The organism is Enterococcus sp. DIV1059_2, from assembly GCF_051713685.1.
GTDB classification, from domain to species: domain Bacteria; phylum Bacillota; class Bacilli; order Lactobacillales; family Enterococcaceae; genus Enterococcus_D; species Enterococcus_D casseliflavus.
Window position 1 is genome coordinate 3,652,041 of record NZ_JBIOQK010000001.1, and the last position, 21,104, is coordinate 3,673,144.

Here is a 21,104-nt window from a genome sequence, read left to right on the forward strand (position 1 = left end):
CCCATTGGATCAGTTGGTTTCAGCGGCTTTTTCGGGATCAGTTAGAGGGATACCAATATAGAAGGTGGTTCCTTTAGGCGTACTTGTAACATCAATCAACCAGTCGTTTTTTTCCACGATCGAAGAGACAGTGAAGAGTCCTAGACCAGTACCGCCAGTGGCACTCTTGGTCGTGAAAAAGCGGGTAAAGATTTTTTCTTGGATCGCTTCTGGTATGCCAGGACCGTTGTCGGCGATTTCGATCAATGCAAACTCCTGTTGTGCGGAGAAAGCTTGCATACGAAACAGAAAGGTGGCGCTTTCTGTCGAAGTGCGGCTCAAGCGAATGCTGCAGTCGGCATTTGCTTGGTATACATTCATCAACAAATTGTAAATAATGACTTGCAGATCGATCTTCTCGTAGACAGCATATCCTACTTCTTGGATATCATACGTAAGGGAAAAGGCTTTTGGCAACAGTGCGCGCATAGTATCGATGGCCTCTGTCAAGGTGGCGGCGATCGACTGCACAGTTTTATCGGCACTTTCGAGTTTTGAAAAACGCAGCACATTGCTAGATAACTCTTTGCCTTTTTCTGCTGCTTTGCAGACTTCTTGCAAGTCCTCCATCAAGACTTCATCGTGTTGGTTTTCCTCAATCAGCAATTGCAGATGACCAATCATGGGCGTCAAAAAGTTGTTTAGGTCATGAACGATCGAGGTCGTTAATAAGCCAATGGTTTCCAGTTTTGATTCTTGCAAAATGTTTTTTTCGATTTCGTGCTTTTCTTTTAACAGCCGTTGTCGTTCTTTCAATGCTTGGTTTTCGACATAGGCTTGATTGCGTTTCATGTAGTTTTTGATCAGGACCGTCAATAAAATCATAATGACAAACAACAAACCTAGTAGGCCGATCAAAATCAAGTTGTCTTGTAAAAAGAGACCGCTTTGCTCCAAAAAATCGGCATTGCTAGCGACGATCAGCCGACTGTCGCCGATGGTGATCCATTGATAAGCAGCCAATTTCAGCACTTTTTGCAGTGTTTCTTCGTTCCACCAATAAGAATAATAGACGGAGGTGCCCTCTTCATTGTCGCTTTGTTCTTGCTCCAAGCGCTCAAGATCGGTGAAATCCAGCTCTGGAAATTCTTTTTTGCGGCTTTCAACGATGGAAAACCCAATTTGTTCGTCCGATGGGTGCATAACGATCCGCATCTCGGCGTTTTTGACCATCGTATAGCCGGAGACATTGCGATCGGTGGTAAATTCATGATGGTACATGCGCTGTAGATTCAAAGGCATCACAAGAATCGCTTCTTTGTCGTCAAGGGTTAAGGACTGATACACATTTAGATAGGCCTGCTTGCCATCAAAATAGACTTGCCCATTTTGTACCTGCCGTCCTGCCAATACTTTGTCTAAGGATGGGTCTTTAAATAACAATTCTTGCACCGGCGGATCTTCTGGTTTATTGACCGCCGTTGCGGTATTTTGGGCGATGACCTGACCTTGTTGGTTGATCAAAAACAATCCGACCATGGCATTGTTCGCAGAATTGATCACTGGTAACGTTAAAGGCCGCTGCAAGTCAGCCAAGGCGGCGCCTTCGAGGTGGTCATCGGCATAATTGGCAAGAGCCATGTGGTACGATTCGATACTGCGGCTGATCAGCTTGATCGCCGCTTGGTTGACCGTTTCCAACTGCCGCAACCCGACGGTTTCAGCTTGTCTTTGTGCGCTTTTATAACTTGTAAAGGTAAAAATAAGTCCAATCAGTGTAATGAATAAGGTAGCGACCACACTTAAATACAGCCAAAACTTTGATGGCGGTTTCATTGTAAACCCCTTTCATATTTACTATAATACTATTGATACAGGAGGCGGATATTTTGCGAGATGAAAAAATTTTAATCGTTGATGATGACCCTGCCATTCGGCGGCTGATTTGGAAATCTTTACAGTCGACGGGTATTCTGATCTACCAGACCGATTCCGTTGAAAAAACGATTGCGATCAATTCTCGTGTCAGCTTTGATCTTTTTTTACTGGATATCAGTTTAGAGCATGAAAATGACGGCTATCATTTGGCACAACTGATTCGGGAAGAAAACCCCACGGTGCCGATCGTTTTTTTGAGCGGAAAAAGTGACGAAAAAGACATGATCAACGGCTATGAGATCGGCGCCGATCACTACATTACGAAGCCTTTTTCACCAGCACTCTTAAAAGCACAAATCGTTTCGATTCTTGATCGCCGCAACGTGCTGCGAGAAAAAGGGATCGCCAAACCGGAAGGCGATCTGTGCAGCGGCATGTTTCGTTTTGACCAAAAACGCTATCAGTTTTTCAAAAATGATCAGCCCATCAAGTTGTCTTCAAAAGAAATCATGCTGATGCGCTTTTTCATGGAAAATCCAGATCAAGTGTTCTCGAAAGAACAGATTTACAGCAATGTCTGGCAAGATGGCCAATTCGATGCCAATACCGTGATGGTTTTTATCAATCATCTGCGAAACAAAATTGAAGATGAGCCGAAGCACGCCCGCTTTTTAAAAACCGTTTGGGGGATCGGCTATACCTTTTTACCAGAAGGAGACGCCTTCTAGCTGCAAGAAATAAAGCGCCAAGGCTAAAAGATCCGCCGAGCCGCCGGGACTCAAATGGCGTGCAATCAATACTTGATCATAGGTCGTTAATTCACGAAGCAAGTCTGTATCCGACAGATTGGCTTGGTGAATTTTTTGCATCTCCTGCTGCACCGTCTTCATCGCCTCGTAACCTCCTCGATGGACGAGGTTGCTGTCTTCGGTTTCACTCATTAGATAGACTAACCCGCGCAACAAGGAAACGGAGGTTTTTTGCGGTTGCTGCCGCAAGTACTCCAGCAGTTTTTTGACCGTTGGATACCCAGCTGCAGCTTCTCCACGAATCCCCATCGTGCCGTAGGTCAAATAATTTTTTTCCCCGTAAGACAATTGGTCTTTGTGGGTGATTTGCTGCAGGTCTTGCTTGACCAAATGCTGGCAGATATCAGCGGCAAGCTGCAGGATCTGATTGGTATCTTCAGCCGTCAGCTCCGCCTTGCCATTTTGTTGATAATAGACTCCTGTCGCCCCCAACAAAACTGCAAAGGAAAAATTTGCCCCTTTGTGGGTATTGATGCCTTTGGTTGCCCGAAGCATCGCTTCTTCTGCTTCTTGACCGATCCCTCGTAACTGGTCAAATAGCTGGATCAGCGAGCCTCTATGGGCAAAGCCCGCTTGGCTATAGCGCTGAAAAAACGGCGCCAAACAAGTGATACTGTTGATAAAGGTAAACACATTCATGTCCTGATGCGCACCAGAAGAGCAAGGATCTACTAAACCAGGCTTGGGTGCTAACGCTACCTCATAATGCAGCGCATTGACTGCATAGCTGCTGGCGGTAAAAAGATGGGAATCAGTCAATTTTTCTTCGCTCCATTTCAGCAAGAATAAATTGCAGGGAGTGATCCAAATGTTCATGGGTCAACAACGTGATCTGTTCCGTGTCATTGGTTCTCATGCCGCGATAAATCAGCCAATGTTCCGCCAATGCCGCATCCCTTCTCCTAGAAGAGCGAATCGCAATGTCACGAAAATACACGAGGTACGCTTGCAGATCTAGCACGATACTTTTTAACCGCAGCATTTGACTTTTTTCGTAAATAAACGCATTGAAGTCCGAAAAGTTTTTCAAGACCCCATCCACATCATCCTCACGATTCAGCTGTTCGCCATGTTCTAACAAGCAGCGCATTTCCTGGAAATCTTCCTCAGTCATCAAGTCCATCGCTTTGATGGTCGCTAACGTATCCAATGATTTGCGGATATCGTAAATCTCATAAGCATCTTTGATACTGATCCCTTTTACGACGATGCCGATTTTTGGCACATGCTCCACCAGTTTTTCAGCCACGAGCTGAGTCATGGCGTAACGAATCGGGGTTCGGCTGATATTTAGCGTATCGGAAAATTCTTTCTCATTGATGCGAGAGCCTGCGGGAATATCTCCTAAAATGATGGTTTTTTTGAATGCTTCATAGATCAAATCTTTTAATGGTTTATTTTTGGTCAGATCCAGATTTTTATTTACTGCATCAATAATTGGATTCATGATTTACTCCTATCATACTAAAAACAAATGAGATTTTTGGGAAAAAATAAGTTTATCGATAAACAAGGAAAACTACCGAGCAAAATGGCAGCCTGCTCGATAGTTTCTGTATGAAATTACTGTGGAATATAAAACGGCATGTGACCTAATAGCACAATCGTAACGACGAAGATCACGAAAATCCCCAGTGCGTATTTCGCAGCTTCTTTTTGCCATTGCCCCATATCTAAGCCCGTCAAGCGCAACAGCAAGTAGATGAAGGCAACCAATGGACTTAACAAGTGGAACGCTTGGCCCATTAAGGACGCCAAGGCCATTTGCATATTGGTGAAGCCATACGAACGACCTGCTTCTGCCAAGACTGGTAGGACCCCAAAGTAAAACCCGTCATTGGAAATAAAGAAGGTCCCAGGTGCAGAAATCAGGGCGATGACTAAGCCCCAGAAACCAGCCAATTGTTTAGGGATGATTTGCGTGAAGCTATTCGCCAAAGCCGTTGCCATCCCTGAGCCTTGGAACAAGCCCATGAAGACGCCTGCTGCAAAAACTAAAATTACGACTTGCACAGCGTCGCCGCCGTTGGCACCGATCCGTGACGACTGGTCTTTCAAGATTGGGTAGTTGACCATCAATGCAATACACGTACCTACAAGGAATAACAAGATTGGCGGTAAAGCGATACTAGAGATAAAGGAGCTTGCTACTAACCAGCCAATCAAGACGATTGTTAAGATACCGTTGAAGACAAAGTTTTTCGGACGGCGGATCGCTAATGTATCAGGATCAGTCACAGTTGTCATTTCTAAAATCTCATCATTCGTCAGCTCGGTAACCCCTAAACGTTTCCGTTCTTGGATCCCCATTCTGCGAGCTACAAAGAAAACCACATAGAGCAAAGACAAGATCATTCCTGGCAGCAGATAAGAAAGAATATCCGCATCGACTTCCAGCACGGCCATTGCCCGAGCAGTTGGTCCGCCCCATGGCAACAAGTTCATGATGGTATTTTGCAAAATGATCAAGACACCAAGATTCATCATTTTCATATTCAACTTCTTATAGATGGGAATAAACGCAGAACAACAGATCAATGTCGTGGTCGTTCCATCACCGTTCAAAGAGACTGCAGCGGCAACGACTGCCGTTGCCATCAAGACTTTCATCGGATCGCCTTTAGCAAAATAAATCATTTTTTTCGTGATTGGATCAAACAATCCCGCATCCAACATAATGGAAAAGTACAAAATTGCAAACAGCAACATGATCCCTGTGTTGGCTGTGGTGGAGATTCCTTCAAGGACAAAATCACCGATATTGCCTTTTTCTGAAACACCAGCAACCATCGCAACGAGGGTAAATAGTAATGGGATAATTACTAAGGATGTAAAGGGTGACATTTTTTTCTTCATGATGACGAACATGAAGACAATAATCATAGCATAGGATAAAATCGTTAAGAACATTTTCTTCTTCCTTTCATGCATCGAAATGTGTAAGCGTTATCAAAAAACATTTTAAAAAAATTACAGGCCCGTAATTTGTTAGCGACAAGCGTCACTAGTTTGTGAATCTTTTTCTTTTCTTAAAGGAAATAATGTTATTGAATGCTTTACACGTCTAAGAATAAACAATCAAGAAATAGAAAAAAAGACCCGTTAAAAAAAAGAACAGCAAAAAAACAATTTCTCTTTTCAAATCTTATTTTTCGTTTAAAAAGTTCTTAACAGAATATTAACGCAAGAAAAACCTTGATAAATCAACGTTTATCTCGGTTTTTCACTCTTTTTTTAAAAAAGGAACACTGAAAAAACAATTTTTAGCCGAAATAAATCTCGCTGATTGAGCAGGAGTTTCTATAATGAAAGGGAACGAATCATTGAGAAAGGAGAAACCCATGAATCTTATTAAAAGATTGTTCAAAAAAATGCATGATGAACCTGATGCGCCTGTCAGCTCCCCTTTGAAGCCCCAGGAAATGATAACGGATCCACCCGCGTCTGATTGGCAAGAAGTGTCGAGCTATCAGCCAGCGCCTGCAGAAGATTATCCATTAGTCAGTCTGATAGCCGCCGCACTAGGGGCTGAATGTTACCCTGAAAGTCAGTTTGTCATTCGAAGAATTGAGAAACGCAATCCTGAATTTAAGCGAGTCGCCCTGATTGCCGCCAGTATTGCCGCAGGAGAGCTGCCTGATTCTCAGTTCACAATCAAAAAAATAGCCAAAAAAAATGAAAACAAGTGAGGGAAAAACATGTTACGTAAATTTAAAATAGCGATCGATGGGCAAGAATACCTTGTCGAAATGGAAGAAATCGGTGCGCCGCAACCTACCACTCCTGCCCCAGCAGTGCCAACACCGGCTCCCGCAGCGGTACCTGCTCAATCAGAGGCAGTCAGCACACCAGAACCAAAAGTAGCACCACAGCCAACGCCAGCTACGCTTCCTGCTGATGGCGAGCCGATTCATTCTCCGATGCCGGGAACGATTTTACGTCTCTTGGTCAATGTAGGTGATACTGTACAAGAAAATCAGTCGTTGATGATTTTAGAAGCCATGAAGATGGAAAATGAGATCGTGGCACCAAAAGCAGGAACCGTGGTTGCCATTGCAGTCAATGCGGGCGACATGGTCAACCCAGGAGAACTGCTGATTACGATCGGCTAATTTATTGAAAAGGAAGTGACGTAGTGGAAACGTTAATTGAAGGTGTAGTCGGGTTAGGATCGGAGCCGGGACGGATCGTTATGATGTTCATCGGTGGTCTATTGATGTATTTGGGGATCAAGAAAGAATATGAACCGACCTTATTAGTCCCCATGGGATTGGGCACGTTGTTAGTGAACTTCCCGAACTCAGGTGTGTTAAGTGCTGGCGGAGAAGCTGGCCCGTTCCAAGTATTGTTTGATATGGGGATCTCAACTGAATTGTTCCCCTTGCTTTTGTTTATCGGGATTGGCGCCATGATCGACTTTGGTCCTTTGCTGCAAAATCCATTTCTTTTGTTGTTTGGCGCTGCTGCGCAATTCGGGATCTTCTTTACGATCATCGTTGCCGTGTTGCTTGGTTTTGATTTAAACGATGCAGCTTCCATCGGGATCATCGGCGCTGCTGACGGTCCGACTTCGATTTTTGTCGCAAATACGCTGAACTCGAAATATATGGGTGCGATCATGGTAGCAGCTTATTCTTACATGGCGCTAGTACCGATCATTCAACCGGTTGCCATCAAAGCAGTGACGACCAAGCATGAACGAAAAATTCGTATGTCGTATCGTGCCGGCGAAGTTTCGCAAACGGCCAAAATTTTGTTCCCGATCGTGATCTCGATCGTAGCAGGGTTAATTGCACCTGTTTCATTGCCACTGGTTGGATTTTTGATGTTTGGAAATCTCTTGCGGGAATGTGGTGTCTTGGATCGTTTGTCCATCACTGCTCAAAACGAACTAGTGAATATCATTAGTATCCTCCTAGGTTTATCAATTTCTGTGAAAATGCAATATGAAGAATTCTTACAAGTCGATACATTGATGGTTATTGGTTTAGGGTTGGTTGCCTTTATTATGGACTCGGTCGGCGGTGTGTTGTTTGCGAAAGTGCTGAACTTGTTCCGTAAAGAAAAAATCAATCCAATGATCGGTGCCGCTGGTATCTCTGCGTTTCCAATGTCTAGTCGGGTCATCCAAAAAATGGCGACAGATGAAGATCCGCAAAACTTTATTTTGATGCATGCAGCCGGTGCCAACGTTTCAGGACAGATTGCTTCGGTCATCGCCGGTGGCTTACTGCTGGCACTGATTGCTTAGGTCACTAGAAAGGAGAGGAAAACTATGAGTCAAGATTTACTGACTTCATTTGAACTGTTGTTATTCGGTTGGGGCGGCGTCTTTGTCGTGATCCTGATCATCTACTTCGCATCCTTGCTTTTGTCGAAGCTCTTCCCAGTAAAAAAATAAAGAAGGCATTGTATGTATACATTAAAAAGAATCTGGCTGCAAAAAGATCCAGAAGTCTTTTTGCAATGGCAAAAATTGATCACCCGTGCTGGCTTAGCCGTCGGTGAAGAAGTAGCCTATACCGTCGGCATTTTTGACCAGCAAACCTTGATTGCTACTGCTTCTTGCTATGCCAATATCATCAAGTATGTGGTGGTCTGTGAAAAAAGACGCTCCGAACAGCTGTTGACGCAATTGATTTCACACCTTAGCGATCATATCAAAGACGAAGGCTTCACCAAGTCCTTCGTCTATACAGCACCGAAAAACCGCCTGTTTTTTGAATCCCTCGGGTTTCGTGAAGTGCTGGCAGCACAAGACATCTTGTTCATGGAACAAGGCGTTCCTTCTTTTGAAAGCTATGCCCAGCAACTGCAACGGCAGCGAATTGGACAAAACAACGGCGCGATCGTCATGAACGCTAATCCTTTTACCAAAGGACATTTGTACTTAGTCGAAACGGCTGCGAGTCAAAAAGAACAGGTTTATGTGTTCGTTTTATCAGAAGACCGCTCGCAATTTTCTACCAGCGAACGGCTGCAGATGGTGACGGATGGTGTGGCTCATCTGCCAAATGTAACGGTGCTGCCGACCAACAACTATCTCGTCTCTTCGGCGGTCTTTCCCAGTTATTTCTTGAAAGAGCAAGCACCTGAGGCGATCGCCAAAAAACAAGCCGCCTTTGATGCAACCCTCTTCAAAGAAAAAATTGCCCCGCTGTTGGCGATCACTACGCGTTTTGTAGGCTCAGAGCCTTACTCGCCCGTGACCCAACTCTACAACGAGGCCATGGCTGCCGTTTTTTCACCCGAGCTTGAACTGATCGTGATCGACCGTCTGAAGATCAACCAATCAACCGTTTCGGCTACAAACGTTCGGAAAGCGATTGCAGAAAAAGATTTACTTTCCTTGCAGCAATTTTTACCAGAAACAACGTTCTCATTTTTAATGCAGCATAACTATATTTAGAGGTGATAATAAGTGGAAATCAAAAAAAGTGCGGTTGCTGGCTCTGTTGAATCAAGTGATATCTTGATCGCGATCGAGCCTACCACAACCCAAACCATCGAGCTGACCCTCGATAGCAGTGTCGAAAAACAATTCGGCAAACAAATTCGCGCCGTCATCCTTGAGACGCTGAACCATCTAGGCGTGACACAGGCCAAAATCACTGCCACCGATAAAGGCGCATTGGACTGTACCATCAAAGCCCGAACTCTGACCGCCGTTCATCGGGCCGCCGAACAAGAACAGTATGCTTGGAAGGAGATCGACACATGGAACGTTTAAGAAGAACGATGATGTTTGTACCAGGAGCCAATGCTGCCATGCTACGGGATGCACCATTGTATGGCGCCGATTCCGTTATGTTTGATTTAGAAGATGCGGTCTCCTTGAATGAAAAAGACTCCGCTCGGACACTGGTGCATTTTGCCTTAAAAACCTTTGACTATTCTGCCATCGAAACCGTCGTACGCATCAACGGCCTCGACACGGTGGGTGCCCTTGATATCGAAGCGATGGTCCTAGCGGGGGTCAACGTCATTCGTCTACCGAAAACCGAAACCGCCCAAGACATCATTGACGTTGCCGCTGTGATCACACAAGTAGAAGAAGAAAACGATCTGCCTGTAGGAACCACCAAAATGATGGCTGCCATCGAGTCTGCCGAAGGCGTTTTAAATGCCCGAGACATCGCTACAGCTTCCGATCGTTTGATCGGGATCGCTTTAGGGGCAGAAGATTATGTCACCAATATGAAGACTCGTCGCTACCCAGATGGGCAAGAATTGTTGTTTGCCCGCAGTATGATCTTGCATGCAGCTAGAGCTGCAGGGATCGCCGCCATCGATACCGTCTTTTCTGATATCAATGACACCGATGGCTTTATCGCTGAAACGACTCGCATCAAGCAGCTTGGTTTTGACGGAAAATCAGTGATCAATCCACGGCAGATTCCCCTAGTCAATGGGATCTATGCGCCTTCAAAAGCCGAGATCCAACAGGCCAAAGAAGTGATCTGGGCCATTCGCGAAGCCGAAAGCAAAGGTTCTGGTGTGATCTCCTTGAATGGCAAAATGGTCGATAAACCAATCGTTGAGCGAGCGGAACGCGTGATCGCCCTTGCCAAAGCAGCGAAATTGATTACCGAGGAGGAAGTGTAATTATGGTGTTAAACAAAGCAGGAAAAGACATCCCTGAATGCTATGCCAACCAATACGGAGTCTTTGAAAATGAAACGGCCAATATCCATGCCTACAAAGAAGCGAGTCGCAAGATCGAGCCAGTCTTGCCAGGCAAAAGCAAGGTCTTGGGCAGTATCCGTGAAGCCATTGAAAAAACAGGGTTAATGGACGGCATGACGATCTCCTTCCACCATCATTTTCGCGAAGGGGACTTTATCATGAATCTCGTTTTGGACGAGATCGCAAAAATGGGCATCAAGAATCTTGCGATTGCCCCTAGTTCCATCGCGAATGTTCATGAACCATTGATCGGACATATCAAATCTGGGGTCGTGACCAATATCACCTCCAGCGGTCTGCGGGACAAAGTCGGTGCCGCAATCTCCGAAGGCATTATGGATGCCCCAGTCATTATCCGTTCTCATGGCGGTCGTGCTCGTGCGATTGCCGCCGGCGACATCCACATCGATGTCGCTTTCTTAGGAGCGCCTAGCTCAGATGCGTATGGCAACGCTAATGGCACCGTCGGAAAAGCAACCTGCGGCTCATTGGGCTATGCGATGGTCGATGCAAAATACGCCGACCAAGTCGTGATCATCACCGACACCCTGGTGCCGTTTCCAAATACCCCAATCAGCATTCCCCAAACGGATGTCGATTATGTCGTGGAAGTCGACGCCATCGGTGATCCTGCAGGGATCGCAAAAGGTGCGACCCGCTTTACCAAAAATCCAAAAGAATTGCTGATTGCTGAGTATGCAGCCAAGGTCATCACCAGCTCGCCTTACTACCAACAAGGCTTCTCCTTCCAAACTGGAACAGGCGGTGCCGCATTAGCTGTTTCTCGTTTTTTACGCGAGGCGATGATCCAAGATGAGATCAAAGCCAGCTTTGCCCTTGGCGGCATCACCAATGCCATGGTGGAACTGTTAGAAGAAGGATTAGTGGAAAAACTGATCGATGTCCAAGACTTTGATCACCCTTCCGCACAATCGCTAGGAAAAAACGCCAATCATTACGAGATCGATGCCAATATGTATGCCTCACCGTTAAGCAAAGGGGCGTTTATCAATCAATTGGATACCGCCATTCTTTCCGCACTGGAAGTCGACACGGATTTCAATATCAATGTCATCACCGGTTCTGACGGTGTGATCCGCGGTGCTTCTGGCGGACACTCAGATACCAGTATGGCGTGCAAAATGAGCTTAGTGATCGCTCCTCTCGTGCGGGGACGGATCCCAACGATCGTCGATACCGTCAACACGATCGTCACGCCAGGCGCCAGCATTGATGTCGTCGTCACAGAAATCGGGATCGCCATCAATCCAGCTCGCAAAGACCTGATCAGCCATTTTGAAGCATTGGATATTCCCCAATACACCATTGAAGAATTAAAAGAAAAAGCCTACAGCATTGTCGGTCAACCCGAACCAATCAAGTACGGGGAAAAAACCGTCGCTTTGATCGAATACCGCGATGGCACGATCATTGATGTGGTCAAAAATGTCTGATGCCCTATTTTCAGGAACCCCTGTGACGCTAACCGATATGCTGCAGGCGCGAGAAAATAGAAGCTCCCTTCAACGGGAGCTTCTCGCTGCGGATGAAAAAGCGGCATTGCTTGTTGCCACCATGAATATTCCTGGTCCTGTGAAAAATTCTGCCTCATTGACCGCCGTTTTTGAAGAACTCATTACGGAAATCGAAGAGGTCGTCAAGGAACTGATTCCACTGGCAAACCTCTACCGCAGTTTGGAGACCGGACCAGAATATTATCTCGTACTGCCCACAGATCCTTATGAACTAAAACGAATGATGGTTCAAATTGAGACCAATCATCCTTACGGCCGGTTGGTGGATCTGGATGTCTTAACCAAAACCCAAGACCAGCTTTTACCTATCAGCCGCACCGAAATTGGACTGCCTGCAAGAAGCTGCTACGTCTGTGAACAAGACGCCAAAGTTTGTGGCCGTTCTAGAACCCATAGCGTGGCAGACATGCAGCGGCAGATCCGTAAAATCATTCAGGAAAGAGTGAAAGAATGAAAAAAATCCAATTTACCGAAACCGTCTTGCGGGACGGCCAACAAAGTCTGATCGCTACACGAATGCCTACCAGCGATATGTTGCCGATTCTAAAAACCATGGACCAAGCAGGCTATCATGCCCTAGAAATGTGGGGCGGCGCGACCTTCGATGCTTGTCTGCGTTTTTTAAATGAGGACCCCTGGGAAAGATTGCGGGCGATCCGCAAAGAAGTAAAAAGTACCAAACTGCAAATGCTCTTACGTGGACAAAATCTCTTAGGTTACAAAAACTATGCCGATGACGTCGTTGCTGACTTTGTTACCAAATCGGTCGAAAACGGCATCGACATTCTTCGTTTGTTTGATGCTTTAAATGATGTCCGCAATTTAGAAACCGCCATCCGCGCCACAAAAGCAGCGGGTGGACACTGTCAAACGGCAATCTCTTATACTACTAGCCAGATCCATACCGTGGATTACTTCGTTGACCTTGCCAACAAAATGGCAGACCTCGGCGCAGATTCTATCTGTATCAAAGATATGGCAGGCGTTTTGACGCCGCAGACCGGCTACGAGTTGGTCAGCCGAATCAAAGACGCGGTCGATCTGCCGCTGGAAGTCCATACCCATGCCACCAGCGGCATTGCTGAGATGACTTACTTGAAAGTTGCGGAAGCTGGCGCAGACATCATTGATACTGCCATCTCCTCTTTTGCTGGCGGCACCAGTCAGCCAGCGACCGAATCTGTGGCGATCGCCTTAGAAGATTGCGGCTTTGCTACTGGACTTGATTTGCAGAAAGTCGCTGAGATTGCAGAACATTTCAATCCCGTTCGTGATCGTTTCCGTGAAGAAGGGCTGCTGAATCCGAAAGTCAAAGACATCGAACCTAAAACCCTGATCTATCAAGTACCTGGCGGCATGTTGTCGAACCTACTCAGCCAATTGACAGAACAAGGATTGCAAGACAAGTATGAAGAAGTCCTAGCAGAGGTACCAAAAGTCAGGGCGGACTTGGGCTATCCTCCGCTAGTGACCCCATTGTCGCAAATGGTCGGCACTCAAGCCTTGATGAATGTGATTTCAGGAGAACGCTACAAACTTGTCCCAAGTGAGATCAAAGATTACGTCAAAGGACTTTATGGACAATCGCCAGCACCCATCAGCGACGAAATCAAAGAAACAATTATCGGAGATGCCGAAGTGATCACCGTCAGACCAGCTGATCTACTGGCACCGCAATTGCCAGCCTTCAAGGAAGAAATCGCTGAGTATGCCAAAAGCGAAGAAGACGTGCTGATGTACGCCCTCTTCCCTCAGCAAGCCCAAGACTTTTTAGGCCGACGAGAAGATCCCTTTTATGATGTCCCCGTACAGACAGTGTCTGTGAGGATTGCGGTGGATTAACAATGAAGCCAGAAATAGAGAAAACAACTTAAAGTGCCCCTCACAAATTCGCTTGCTTTAGCAAATTTGTGAGGGGTATTACCATCTATAGGTTGTTTCTTCGTTTTTACTAATCTGCAGTGCAAAAATACGTACGCCACAGCCACTCCACCAATAAGCTTGCATTAATCGCTTCTCGCTCACGTATTTTGGGTAGCTGAGAAGCCAGGATTGTGCTTCCGCTCCATCCATTCTATAATCAGCTAAAAGAAGAGTTTTAAAGGAGGGTCTAGCCATGCAACGATACATCGCTTTATTAAGAGGCATCAATGTCGGTGGGAATAACAAAATTTCTATGAAAGAATTGAAAGCCGGTTTTGAAGAACTGGGGTTTAGAGATGTGGTCACTTATTTGAATAGCGGCAATGTGATTTTTTCTAGCGAAGATGATGATCCACAAGCCCTTGCCGAAATGATTAAAGCAATGATCAAACGGTACTTTTCCTTTGATATCGCTATTTATATCATTCGCCAAACAGACCTGCAGGAACGCTTGACCCATATACCTGATTGGTCAGGAACGGAAGATAAAACCATCTATGATAACCTGATCTTTTTGATGCCTTCGCTGACCTACGAGGTGTTATCTGAAAAACTCGGGGCTCCGAATGCCGACCTTGAACAGGTTTTCCCTTACAAAGACGTCGTCTTCTGGTCTTACCTCCGCAAAGACTATCAAAAAACCAATTGGTGGAAAAAAACAGCCAGCACCAGCGTCGGCAAACAGATTACGATTCGGACTATCAATACCGTAAGGAAAATTGCGGAGCTGTGAGGAATAGCAAGCCTTCTAATAATTATAAAAACCGTCAGGTAGACTCTCCTGACGGTTTCCTTATAACATTCTAATGTCTAATTAGTTCTCGTTACTACTATTCGTGATGCGCTTTAATTGACGTTAAGTTTCTACGCAATCATCCCGACTAGAAGCAATAAACTACCGAGAAGAAGAATAGATTTTCACATCGTTTATTTCTATACTGAATATCTATGATAAAACAAAAATCAAGCATTAAGAAGCAATTTGAGACAACTAGACAATAGTATAGAACGAAAGAAAAAATTCTTATTCGCAACATTCGATTACGAAAAAGATACATATGAACATCTATTATTAGCCATCCTTTTTACTAGCTCACATTTTAGTTAACCTTTTTATCTATCCTAACTGCTATAAAAACTCTCTCGCACGTTCTTTAACATGCTGCTATTGTTCCAACTTCTTTATTGCTAAAGCTAAGCAGCCGATCAAGCCTGCATCGTCAGCAAGCATTGGAGTTAGTAGGTATTCTTCGAGAGTAGGGGTATCCACATAGGAACCCATTTTTTCTTTAAACGCTTGGCGAATCAACTCGAGTAGTTGCGGCTGTTTCATTACACCCCCACCTAAAATTATTACTTCCGGTGCATATAGTAAAGTTGTGTTATACACACACTGAGCAAGATAATCTGCCTCAATCGCCCAATAAGGATGATCAAATGAAATGGTTTGGGCTTTTCTTCCAAAGCGTTTTTCAATCGCGGGGCCTGAGGCTAACCCTTCCAAACAATCATGATGAAAAGGACAGATTCCTTCAAATTGATCTTCATTATGACGTTGTAAGAGCATATGTCCCATTTCAGGATGACTGAAACCTGTGACTATTTTTCCATCGACTACAGCACCACCACCAACACCAGTACCAACGGTGTAATACAGAACACTATTTTTACCTTTTCCATACCCTGCCATATATTCTCCATAACAAGCAGCATTTACATCGGTAGTCCAATAGATGGGAACCGACAAGGCGTTTTCCAAAGCTCCTACAAAATGATAATTTTGCCAAGCTAACTTCGGGGTGTTGGTGATATATCCGTAAGTTCTTGATTCGATTTGAATATCAATAGGCCCAAATGCTCCTACACCAATTGATGCGATATTTCCTTTGTACTTATCAAAGAAATCAAACACTTGCTTCATCGTTTCTTCTGGTGTTGTGGTTGGAAAACTTTTCCGTTCTATCACTTGTAATTGTTCATTACCAATCCCACAGACAAACTTTGTTCCACCAGCTTCTATCCCGCCATATAACATTTTATCTACACCTTTCATTCACTCATTTTCAAAAAAAGAAACGTATTTGCACTAAGCAAAATCGTTTCTCACTAAAGATTTCGTTGTTCCACCTTCACCAAATTCAATCGGCAATACGGTACGTTTTTCTACTGTCTCTCCATTAATGACAGCAATTAATTTTGCCACTGCCACTTCCGCCATTTGCTTTGTAGGTTGGGCAATTGTTGAGACGAGATAAGGGTCTCCTTCTGTCATCTTTTGACCATCAAATCCGATAACTTGGACATCCTCTGGTACGTTTTTCCCTATTTTTTCAAGCATACCAATGACAGCTAATGCCATCGGATCGTTGATCGTAAAAATCCCATCGATATCGGGATTCTCTAACAAAAAATTTGTTACACGTTCTGAGAGATGGTCTAAAGGTTCTAACATATCTAACGCTTTATAGGAAATCCCCAATTGACGGCACTCAATCTCAAAATATTTTCGACGACTCTTCGTTTCATTCGGTGTTTCTTGGTACCCACCGATATATGCTACATTCTGACATCCTCGGCGATAAAGTTCATTTGCAGCCAAACGTCCACCGGCCGCATTGTCAGCGGTCACATAAATCACCTCTTCAGTGAAATAACGGTCAATACTAACAAAAGGCAGATTACTCGAAATGTATTCATCGATATCTGAATAAGTAATTCCAATGATGCCGTCTACTTTATTTTGGCTGACCATCTGGATATATTCTTGTTCTTTTTCACTATTCCCACTGGAGTTACACAAATAAAGCTTGTAGTTTTGTCTTTCTAATGCTGTTTCTACATGGTAGGCAAATTCGCCAAAAAATGGATGCCATACAGTGGGTAGAATCAAAGCAACCGTATTCGTATGCTTCATCTTTAACCCCCGGGCATAAAAATCTGGTTGATAGTTTAACTCTGTCATTGCTGCTTCAACTTTTTCTCTAGTAGAAGCTTTAACAGAGCCGTTATTCAATACCCGGGAAACAGTTCCTACTCCGACACCTGCTAATTTTGCGACATCTTTCATTGTTGCTTTCATAGTTGATCCCTCACATTTCTGCACAAGTTTAGTATAATGAATTTTGTCATAAATTACTAATTTTTTCAAAATACTAATAGCAAAGCCATGGGAAATCTAGCTATCTGTTCTTTTCTAAAAAATTATCCTTCAAAACCTATTAAATAATTGATTCATCGCCTAAGCAATCAAACATTTATTTCACACTCGCTGTTTCAAAAGCTTGAATACGACTTTCTCCGATCGAATGAAATAAGATATCTCGAGCTTTTTCCAGCTCATAGAAAGTAGCTGTCATAACTTCTAAACCATTAATAAAGACTTCAACTGATGAGGTATCTCTAAAAATCTCAAGAACGAGCTGATTATCAATCAAAGGTATTTCAACTTTTCGGACATTCAGAGGGTCTTCTTCCGCCCCTGTAAGCTCTCTTCCTAGTTTCTGACGATCCAATTCAAAAACCTGTGTAGCAGTGTCATAAGTTAGTTTGAGACAATCCGTCTTAGACCGCAGTAATTCAATTGTAAAAACTTCTGCTTTCTCCAAATCTGCGACTAGATGTAAATATGAAGAATCAGACAGCGCGTTTCGAAATACGACTGATGTGTCAGTCACTGCAATATTTTCACTGCCTTGTTGATAAACTAAATGACTATATACAGTTGAGATGGGTTTTTGTACCAATCGATTTTTTTTCACTCTTAACTCTCGGGGCAAACTCATAGAGCCTGCCCAAAGATGGCCTAACTCATGTGTAGGCAATGTACGATCCCACATCTGCATCCAAGCAATCATCACCCGTCCACCATTAGGATCTGTTGTTGTTTGTGGTGCATAAAAATCCATTCCAAAATCCATTTCATGGAAATTATCAACTATCATCTGACCTGTTTCCCAGTCTACCTCACCAATACAAGCCATGGTAGAACTGATATTATGATATTCCAGTCCGTTCTTCTTGATTTGTATCGGTGACATGATTAAGACATCTCGTCCGTCTAAATGGAATAAGTCAGGACATTCCCACATTATTCCTTGCTCTGAAGTCCCTTCTAGCAACACAGAGTAAAAGTGCCAAGTATACAAATCTGACGATTGAAACATCACTATTCTACCAGTAGACTGTGTAGATTTAGTAGCTACTACCATATAGTAAGCATCGTTGTGAACAATTACTTTAGGATCACGAAATTCTTGTATCAGCCCATTCTCACCTAGCTGTTTTTCTGCTACCACAGGATTACCACTGTATTTGCTAAAATGAATACCATCTTCAGAGACCGCCAAACATTGATGCTGATGGCTAATACCATCAATTTCTTGACAGCCTGTATAAAATAAATATAGTTTTCCGTCTCTTTCAATTGCACTTCCTGAGAAACACCCGCCGCTGTCATAAGGTTGATCTGGGGCTAACGCTACTGGTAGATCTTCCCAATGGACCAAATCACTACTGCGCGCATGCCCCCAATGCATGGGCCCCCATCGACTATCGTAAGGATAGTATTGATAGAAGAGATGGTAATGCCCTTTGTAATATATAAACCCATTGGGGTCATTTATCCACCCGATGGGTGCGGAAAAATGATAGTTTTGTCGATACTGAGGGTTAACTTTTCCTCGCATCATTTCAATAAATCGATTTGCTTTATCCAAAATCGCCGTTTCTTCTACTAACACTTATTGTGCTCCCTTCAAAAAATTATCATAGCCAGTTTGTTTTATTTGAATCCATTCTTCCAAACCTACACGTTCCAATTCAGCAAGGTATTCTTCCCATTCTTCATCGATTTTACCGCCGGTGATCCACTCTGCTCTTTTGCGATAGATGTAATCCCACATATCTGTTTCAATTTTTGCTAATCGATCTGTTTCTTCTTTTTCTAAAAAGACACGTGGATAGATATTGTCTTCTGTAATATATGGCAAATACGTGTCATGCATCAAATCTAAACGCCACTTCGCATCATCTGGCATAGTAGTGACTGTGCCGTAATAAGAATCAAGAACTGCTAATGGTCCTCCAGCTTCGGTTTTTTGTCTTAGTTCCCCCGGTGCTGTCCCCTCTAAAGGCAAATGTTTTAACATACCATCCTTTAATTCAAAAATATTCGCCTGTGCTTCATCACCGTAGGTTCCCCAGTTATTTTGGACAGACTGTAACGGTTCATACATTTTATCTATCCACCTAGCTGTAAGTTCCAAGTTTTTATTCGCACTAGTAATTACGAAACGATCTCTTGAGAAACCCATGCCATTCGTACGAGTAACGTGTTTCGTTCCATCTGGTCCCGCTAAGACTGGCAAGACGTCATAACTATCATCTGCACCCGTGATATTTGCTTTATCCCAAGTAAAGTACACGCCATACTTATGTTCTTTCCCTTTGGCAACATACGTATTCCAATCTTGTTCGAAAGCCTCTTTATCAATAAGACCTTTATTATTCATTTCATTGAAATATTTGATGGCTTCTTTATACCCTTCTTTGTTAGCAGTAAATTGTACCTGGCCATCGTTATCAACGACTAAGTGGTCATCATTATCACCTAGACCGAATGCCCCCATTAAAAATTTTAAGTCTTCGTTTCCTCCATTGTTAATAAAGCTAAAAGGAATTTCATCTGCTTCACCATTACCATTTGGATCTTGCGTCTTGAAAGCCTCCAACACAGTCATCAACTGATCAGTGGTTTGCGGCATTTCAAGACCCAAATTATCCAACCACTCCTTGTTGATCCAAGCCATCCCATTTACTGTATGAATCGACTCTTTTCCTTCGCCTAATTCTTCAATCCAAGGCATAGAGTAAATGTGACCATCAGGTGCAGTAGACATTTGTCGGTATTCGGGGTTTTCATCAAAAATTTTCTTCAGATTTGGCATATAATCTTCGATCAAATCTTCAATCGGTACAATAACACCACTTTCCGCCCAGTTTAATAAATCATAGTCACCTGCAGCGGCGTTGAAGATGGCATCTGGTAAATCACCACTAGCGATATCCAAATTTCTTTTTTCGGCAAAATCACTACTGTAGTTTGTCCAATCAATATGGAGATTGGTCTCTTCTTCTAATCGTTGGAAAATCAATTTGTCATTAGGATCATTGGGAGCCAAAGGGGCACTTTGAGACATCATTTTTAAAGATACTTTTTCTTTCAATGGAAAAGAGACATTTTCTAGTTCATAATCAGGGCTTGATGTACTCTTTTCTTTTGAGCCTCCACAAGCCCCCAAAATTAGTACGGAAGTAAAAACGATTGGCAGCATCCATTTTGCTTTCATCTTAAAATCTCCTTTATAATTTTTATTCATACAAATAGTGAACAATTCTTACCCTTTAACAGAACCAACTAAAACACCTTTATCAAAGTATTTTTGGAAGAAAGGATACATTATGATTAATGGCAGACTAGAAATGACGATCGTTGCGTATTTGATCAACTCAGCAATTTGTTTCATTTCTGCCATGGCTGTATTGGCTCCCACCATGTCTTGTGAGGGTTGGTTTTGGATCAAAATATTTCTTAATACGAGTTGCAACGGCTGTAAGTCGGGATCTTTGATATAGATCATGGCATCAAAATATGAGTTCCATTGCCCAACAAAGGCATATAAAAACAATACGAACATAATTGGTTTAGCTAATGGAAGCATGACTTTGAACAGTATTTGCAAGTCATTGGCGCCATCGATAGTAGCAGCTTCAGAAAGTTCTTTTGGCAAAGCACTAAAATAGGTACGCGCTAAGATAATATTCCACACATTTATAGCACCTGGTATGATAATCGCCCATACACTATCTAACATGCCCAAGTTCTTTACCAATAAATAGGTAGGTATCAAGCCGCCACCAACGAACATTGTAATGACAAAAAAAGTCATAATAATCTTTTTCCCAGCCAAGTTAGGTCGAGATAAAGGATACGCAGTGATCATCGTAATAAATACAGTCAATAAGCTGAAGCTAAAAGAGTAAAACAACGAATTTACAAAACCGCGTAAAATGGAATCATCTGCAAATACCCGTTGATATCCTTGTATTGTCCAATCTTTCGGATTGAAGCTTATACCTTTATTGATCAAAGTAGCTGGGTCCATAAAAGAAGCTACCAGTACATAAATCAGCGGAACAATGGTGATGACGACTAAAAAAGTTACAATCACTCGATTCAACCATAAGATTTGACGGTCGATTTTTGATAAAGCACTATTCATAATTTTCTCCTTTC

The 21,104-nt window shown here is 43.4% G+C and carries 21 protein-coding genes; 12 read left to right on the forward strand and 9 right to left on the reverse strand.

The window, feature by feature from the left end; genetic code table 11:
• Positions 1-9 precede the first annotated feature (9 nt).
• Entirely contained in the window at positions 10-1,815 is a 1,806-nt protein-coding gene (locus tag IGI72_RS17370) for a sensor histidine kinase (RefSeq protein ID WP_438754973.1), read from the reverse strand.
• A gap of 53 nt (positions 1,816-1,868) precedes the next feature.
• On the opposite strand from IGI72_RS17370, the gene IGI72_RS17375 reads away from it, so the two are divergent.
• Complete coding sequence (locus tag IGI72_RS17375) at positions 1,869-2,585, forward strand: response regulator transcription factor (RefSeq protein WP_005230498.1); 717 nt, start codon at positions 1,869-1,871, stop codon at positions 2,583-2,585.
• On the opposite strand, the gene citG is transcribed toward IGI72_RS17375, so the two are convergent.
• The 3 genes from citG to IGI72_RS17390 form a co-directional block, all read right to left on the reverse strand.
• On the reverse strand, positions 2,562-3,425 hold the full coding sequence (citG, locus tag IGI72_RS17380) for a triphosphoribosyl-dephospho-CoA synthase CitG (RefSeq protein ID WP_438754975.1): 864 nt from the start codon (positions 3,423-3,425) through the stop codon (positions 2,562-2,564). The two genes, IGI72_RS17375 and citG, sit on opposite strands and share 24 nt — an antisense overlap.
• Positions 3,418-4,113, reverse strand: coding sequence for a GntR family transcriptional regulator (locus IGI72_RS17385; RefSeq protein ID WP_005230494.1), 696 nt, complete (start codon positions 4,111-4,113; stop codon positions 3,418-3,420). Before IGI72_RS17385 ends, citG begins: the two co-directional genes overlap by 8 nt.
• A gap of 116 nt (positions 4,114-4,229) precedes the next feature.
• The gene (locus IGI72_RS17390; RefSeq protein ID WP_010748906.1) at positions 4,230-5,576 is read right to left on the reverse strand and encodes a CitMHS family transporter; all 1,347 of its coding nucleotides are present in this window, start codon (positions 5,574-5,576) and stop codon (positions 4,230-4,232) included.
• A 395-nt stretch (positions 5,577-5,971) separates the two neighbouring features.
• Here IGI72_RS17390 and IGI72_RS17395 point away from each other — a divergent pair, with 395 nt between their 5' ends.
• The 11 genes from IGI72_RS17395 to IGI72_RS17445 all read left to right on the forward strand — a co-directional run bounded on the left by IGI72_RS17395 (position 5,972) and on the right by IGI72_RS17445 (position 14,543).
• The gene (locus IGI72_RS17395) at positions 5,972-6,355 is read left to right on the forward strand and encodes a hypothetical protein (RefSeq protein ID WP_438754977.1); all 384 of its coding nucleotides are present in this window, start codon (positions 5,972-5,974) and stop codon (positions 6,353-6,355) included.
• A 9-nt stretch (positions 6,356-6,364) separates the two neighbouring features.
• Positions 6,365-6,778, forward strand: a complete 414-nt coding sequence (locus IGI72_RS17400; RefSeq protein ID WP_438754979.1) for an acetyl-CoA carboxylase biotin carboxyl carrier protein subunit — start codon at positions 6,365-6,367, stop codon at positions 6,776-6,778.
• Positions 6,779-6,801: 23 nt separating this feature from the next.
• Positions 6,802-7,917 (forward strand): sodium ion-translocating decarboxylase subunit beta, encoded by a 1,116-nt coding sequence (locus IGI72_RS17405; RefSeq protein WP_005230469.1) that lies wholly within the window; start codon positions 6,802-6,804, stop codon positions 7,915-7,917.
• A 24-nt stretch (positions 7,918-7,941) separates the two neighbouring features.
• Positions 7,942-8,067 (forward strand): OadG-related small transporter subunit, encoded by a 126-nt coding sequence (locus IGI72_RS17410; RefSeq protein ID WP_008381833.1) that lies wholly within the window; start codon positions 7,942-7,944, stop codon positions 8,065-8,067.
• Between the two features lie 12 nt (positions 8,068-8,079).
• Entirely contained in the window at positions 8,080-9,075 is a 996-nt protein-coding gene (citC, locus tag IGI72_RS17415; RefSeq protein WP_375814660.1) for a [citrate (pro-3S)-lyase] ligase, read from the forward strand.
• A 12-nt stretch (positions 9,076-9,087) separates the two neighbouring features.
• Positions 9,088-9,396, forward strand: a complete 309-nt coding sequence (gene citD / locus IGI72_RS17420; protein WP_005230465.1) for a citrate lyase acyl carrier protein — start codon at positions 9,088-9,090, stop codon at positions 9,394-9,396.
• Positions 9,384-10,271: a citrate (pro-3S)-lyase subunit beta gene (gene citE / locus IGI72_RS17425; RefSeq protein ID WP_005230463.1), complete on the forward strand. Its 888-nt coding sequence runs from the start codon at positions 9,384-9,386 to the stop codon at positions 10,269-10,271. The genes citD and citE overlap by 13 nt, the downstream gene beginning before the upstream one ends.
• A 2-nt stretch (positions 10,272-10,273) precedes the next feature.
• Positions 10,274-11,806 carry a citrate lyase subunit alpha gene (gene citF, locus IGI72_RS17430; RefSeq protein ID WP_438754981.1) on the forward strand — a complete coding sequence of 511 codons (1,533 nt, stop codon included), beginning with the start codon at positions 10,274-10,276 and terminating at the stop codon, positions 11,804-11,806.
• Positions 11,787-12,341 carry a citrate lyase holo-[acyl-carrier protein] synthase gene (gene citX, locus IGI72_RS17435; protein ID WP_050759624.1) on the forward strand — a complete coding sequence of 185 codons (555 nt, stop codon included), beginning with the start codon at positions 11,787-11,789 and terminating at the stop codon, positions 12,339-12,341. Before citF ends, citX begins: the two co-directional genes overlap by 20 nt.
• Positions 12,338-13,729 (forward strand): oxaloacetate decarboxylase subunit alpha, encoded by a 1,392-nt coding sequence (locus IGI72_RS17440; RefSeq protein WP_332283254.1) that lies wholly within the window; start codon positions 12,338-12,340, stop codon positions 13,727-13,729. Before citX ends, IGI72_RS17440 begins: the two co-directional genes overlap by 4 nt.
• 274 nt (positions 13,730-14,003) lie before the next feature.
• Positions 14,004-14,543 carry a DUF1697 domain-containing protein gene (locus tag IGI72_RS17445; protein WP_325844051.1) on the forward strand — a complete coding sequence of 180 codons (540 nt, stop codon included), beginning with the start codon at positions 14,004-14,006 and terminating at the stop codon, positions 14,541-14,543.
• Positions 14,544-14,975: 432 nt separating this feature from the next.
• Here the strand turns inward: IGI72_RS17445 and IGI72_RS17450 are convergent, their stop codons facing one another.
• From IGI72_RS17450 to IGI72_RS17470, 5 genes are all read right to left on the reverse strand, one after another.
• Positions 14,976-15,845: an ROK family protein gene (locus IGI72_RS17450; protein ID WP_005230455.1), complete on the reverse strand. Its 870-nt coding sequence runs from the start codon at positions 15,843-15,845 to the stop codon at positions 14,976-14,978.
• Between the two features lie 51 nt (positions 15,846-15,896).
• Positions 15,897-16,889 carry a LacI family DNA-binding transcriptional regulator gene (locus IGI72_RS17455; protein WP_008381799.1) on the reverse strand — a complete coding sequence of 331 codons (993 nt, stop codon included), beginning with the start codon at positions 16,887-16,889 and terminating at the stop codon, positions 15,897-15,899.
• A gap of 175 nt (positions 16,890-17,064) precedes the next feature.
• A complete protein-coding gene (locus IGI72_RS17460; RefSeq protein WP_128489296.1) occupies positions 17,065-18,549 on the reverse strand; it encodes a glycoside hydrolase family 32 protein in 1,485 nt (494 codons plus the stop codon).
• Positions 18,550-20,157 carry an ABC transporter substrate-binding protein gene (locus tag IGI72_RS17465; protein WP_002323465.1) on the reverse strand — a complete coding sequence of 536 codons (1,608 nt, stop codon included), beginning with the start codon at positions 20,155-20,157 and terminating at the stop codon, positions 18,550-18,552.
• 48 nt (positions 20,158-20,205) lie between these two features.
• Positions 20,206-21,090: a carbohydrate ABC transporter permease gene (locus IGI72_RS17470; protein ID WP_010748894.1), complete on the reverse strand. Its 885-nt coding sequence runs from the start codon at positions 21,088-21,090 to the stop codon at positions 20,206-20,208.
• Between the last annotated feature and the right edge of the window lie 14 nt (positions 21,091-21,104).